The following is a 3,565-nucleotide window of genomic DNA, read 5'->3' as shown; positions in this document are numbered from 1 at the left end:
CGGACGGCCGGCAGCTGCGCCCGGACGAGGTCACCGAGCTGCTCGCGGCCTACGGTGTCGCGGTCTGGCCCACGGTGTCGGTGGCCGCCGCGGACGACGCGGTGCGCGCCGCCGACGGACTGGGCTATCCCGTCGTGCTGAAGTCGGTGTCGCCCCTTGTGCGTCACCAGGGTGGGCTGACCGGCGTGCGGGTGGACCTTTCGAACGCTGAGGCGGTGCGCACGGCATACGCGGCTCTGGACGCACGGTTGGCACCGCTGCACGCCAACCGCTTCGTGGTCCAGCGCCAGGCCACCCTGGGTGTGCCTTGCGTGATCGGCACGGCGGAGGACCCGCTGTTCGGGCCGGTCGTGAGCTTCAGCGTGGGGGGACCTCCGACGGAGCTGCTCGACGACGTCGCGCACCGCATCCCGCCGCTGACCGACGTCGACGTGGCGGATCTCGTCGGCTCGGTGCGGGCGGCACCGCTGCTGCACGGACACCGAGGAGCCGCGCCCGTGGACCTCGCGGCCCTGCACGAGCTCGTCGCGCGGTTGTCGGTGCTGGCCGACGACCTGCCCGAGGTCGCGTCGCTCGAGCTCAATCCGGTGAACGCGCACGAGCAGGGTGCGGACGTGCTCGGCGCGGAGGTGGCGCTCGCGCCGGCGCCGGTCCGGACGGACACGGGTCGCCGGGCCCTGACCTCGTGAGCGAGGATGGGGTCATGGTCCGTTCCAGCAACCGGTCGATGATCGACCACAGCTCCCTGCCGTCCGAGGTCACCGAGGCGATCGAGCAGGCCGGTTACTACCCTGCCCTCGTGGTCGACGTCGTCGCGGCGGCGGTGGCCGGTGACGAGGTGGTGTCGCACCTCGTGCACCAGGAGACGACCTTCGACGAGGACGCGGTCCGGCGCCACATCACCGTGCTGGTGATGACGGGGGGCAGGCTGGTCATCGTGCACGCGGACGACCACGCCGCCGACCACGACGACGCGCAGCAGGTCGCGACGGCCACGAGCGAGACGGTGCCGCTGTCTGCGGTGCGGGGAGTGATGCTCACGCACGTGGTCCCGGGGCCGGACCGCTACGTGCCGGGCACGCTGGGCCGAGAGGTCAGCCTGACCCTTGGCTGGGGGGCGGTCAGCCGGGTCGACCTGCTGCCGGCGACCTGTGGCGATCCGACGTGCGAGGGCGACCACGGCTACGACGGCACGATCACCTCCGACGACATCAGCCTGCGGATCAGCGCCGAGGCGGATGGTGACACCGCGCTGGGCCAGGCCCTGGCTTTCGCAGGTCACCTGTCCTCGGCCATCGGGCGCTGACCGTTGCCGACGCAGGCCCAGCCCCTGGTGCCCTCCTACGACGGTGCCGGCCTGGCCGGGGTGCTGCCGTCGGTCGTCCACTCGCTGGGCGTGGCCGGACCGCGGGGGCCCTTCCCCCTGCCGCCGGCACGTCGGGCCGTGGTGGTGCTGGTCGACGGGCTGGGCCTGGAGCTGCTGCGCTCGCGCAGCGGCCACGCACCCTTTCTGCGTTCCCTGCTGGCGGGGTCACCGAGCCTGACCTCCGGGTTCCCGTCCACGACGGCCACCAGCATGGGGACCTTCGGGACCGGCCTGCCGCCCGGAGCGCACGGACTCGTCGGCTACGAGGTGCTCATCCCCGGGGAGGACCGGCTGCTCAACGAGCTGTCCTGGGAGGACGGGCCTGACCCCTTCGTCTGGCAACCCTCGGAGACGGTGTTCCAGCGCGCCGAGGCCGCCGGGGTGGCCGTCACCCGGGTCGGGCCGCACTACTTCGACGGCTCCGGGCTGACCAATGCGGCGTTGCGGGGCGGTGGCTTTCGGGCGGCGCGCGGTCTGGAGGCGGCGGTGGACACCACGCTGGCCGCGGTGCGCGAGACGCCCCGGTCGCTCGTCTACCTCTACTGGGGCGACCTGGACAAGGTCGGTCACGTGCACGGCTGCCGGTCGTGGCAGTGGGGCGACGAGCTGGAGCAGATCGACGCGCAGCTCGCTCGCCTGAGCGAGGCGCTCCCGACGGACACCTCGTTGACCATCACGGCCGACCACGGCATGGTCGATGCGCCTCACGCGTTGCGCATCGACCTCGCGCACGACGAGGAGCTGGCAGCCGGGATCCGCCACGTGGCAGGGGAGTTCCGCGGACTGCAGCTGCACTGCGAGGACGGGGCCGCCGCCGACGTGATGCAGACGTGGTCGGACCGGGTCGGTGAGCGGGCCTGGATCCGCAGCCGTGACGAGGCGATCGACCAGGGCTGGTTCGGGCCGGTGACCCAGCGGGTGCGACCGCGCATCGGGGAGATCATCGTCGCGATGCGCGAGAACTTCGCGATCGTCGACTCGCGTTCGGCCCGTCCGCAACTGCTCTCGCTGCTGGGACTGCACGGTTCGCTCACTCCGGACGAGCTGGCGATCCCGATGCTGCACCGGATGGCGAACAGCCAGGCAACCGGTCGGTAGGTTGCTGCTCCTCGACCGGGAAGGTCAATGGTTTCCTCAGTCCCGGAGCCGCAATCAGGTGACCAGCGGAGGGCGGCACAAGGGCACGGTGGCGCGACCCTGCCGCGGAGGAACAGCGGCAGTGAACATAGAGTCAGCGACCGTGGCTGAGCTCGTCTTCTTCTCCGGGACCATGGACTGCGGCAAGTCGACACTGGCCCTGCAGATGGACCACAACCACGCGGCGAGGGGCAGGGGCGGCCTGATCTTCACCAAGCACGACCGGGCGGGGGAGGCGGTGCTCTCGTCGCGGCTGGGGCTGTCCACGCCTGCCCTGGAGGTGACCGACGAACTCGACTTCTGGGACGTCATCGTCCGGCGGGCCACCCACGGGCGCCGGGTCGACTACCTCATCTGCGACGAGACGCAGTTCTACACCCCCCTTCAGGTGGAGCAGCTGGCGCGACTGGTGGACGAGATGGGGATCGATGTCTACGCCTTCGGCATCACGGCAGACTTCCGCACCGAGCTGTTCCCCGGATCGCGCCGGATGATCGAGCTGGCCGATCGCACCGAGGTGCTGCAGGTCGAGGCTCTGTGCTGGTGCGGTCGCCGGGCCACCCACAACGCCCGCGTCGTGGAGGGCACCATGGTGGTCGAGGGCGCGCAGGTGGTCGTGGGCGACACCGGTGCGGCACGCGAAGGTGTCGTCGAGTACGAGGTGCTCTGTCGCCGGCACTACATGCGTCGTATGACGTCCCATGCCGCCCGCGCGGCGGCGATCTCCGCCGAGGTGCTCCCCTTCGACCTCGACGTGTGCCCGCTCCCCGTCCGCCGCGATGCCGAGGAGTCCGAGCGTCGCGGCGCGACGCCTGACCGCCGGAAGTGAGCGACGCGCGGGTCCGGTAGCGGCCCCGCATCAGCGCGGATCGCCGCGCATTCGGCAAGATGGGGGTGTGCCGCCCGATGACCACTTCGACCCACCGGCGTGGACGGACGGACCGGATCGTGCCGTGCCTCCGCCCGACGGGGATGGAGCACGGCATCGACGGGCGGCCCGTCGCCGGGCCCGTGCGGGCAAGCTGGCCAAGGGCGTCGGCCGGGGAGCCCGGGGCGTGGGCA

4 protein-coding genes are annotated in these 3,565 nt (G+C 71.8%); all 4 read left to right on the top strand.

Annotated elements, in window-relative coordinates; all coding sequences use genetic code 11:
* On the top strand, window positions 1-689 hold a 689-nt coding region (locus tag FRW57_RS18990; protein ID WP_203230418.1), incomplete at its 5' end, for an acetate--CoA ligase family protein.
* Window positions 690-703: 14 nt separating this feature from the next.
* Window positions 704-1,306, top strand: a complete 603-nt coding sequence (locus FRW57_RS18985) for a DUF5998 family protein (RefSeq protein ID WP_238384601.1) — start codon at window positions 704-706, stop codon at window positions 1,304-1,306.
* Between the two features lie 27 nt (window positions 1,307-1,333).
* Entirely contained in the window at window positions 1,334-2,464 is a 1,131-nt protein-coding gene (locus FRW57_RS18980; RefSeq protein WP_238999489.1) for an alkaline phosphatase family protein, read from the top strand.
* Between the two features lie 142 nt (window positions 2,465-2,606).
* The gene (locus FRW57_RS18975; protein ID WP_152186762.1) at window positions 2,607-3,332 is read left to right on the top strand and encodes a thymidine kinase; all 726 of its coding nucleotides are present in this window, start codon (window positions 2,607-2,609) and stop codon (window positions 3,330-3,332) included.
* Window positions 3,333-3,565 lie beyond the last annotated feature (233 nt).

The organism is Segeticoccus rhizosphaerae (assembly GCF_009192725.1).
Lineage (GTDB): Bacteria > Actinomycetota > Actinomycetes > Actinomycetales > Dermatophilaceae > Segeticoccus > Segeticoccus rhizosphaerae.
Note: the sequence above shows the minus strand (reverse complement) of the source record. Positions and strands in the feature narration are given on the sequence as shown.

Bases quoted from the DNA above. Each gene is read 5' to 3' on its own strand.
- FRW57_RS18985 (WP_238384601.1), top strand. From the start codon at position 704: ATGGTCCGTTCCAGCAACCGGTCGATGATCGACCACAGCTCCCTGCCG.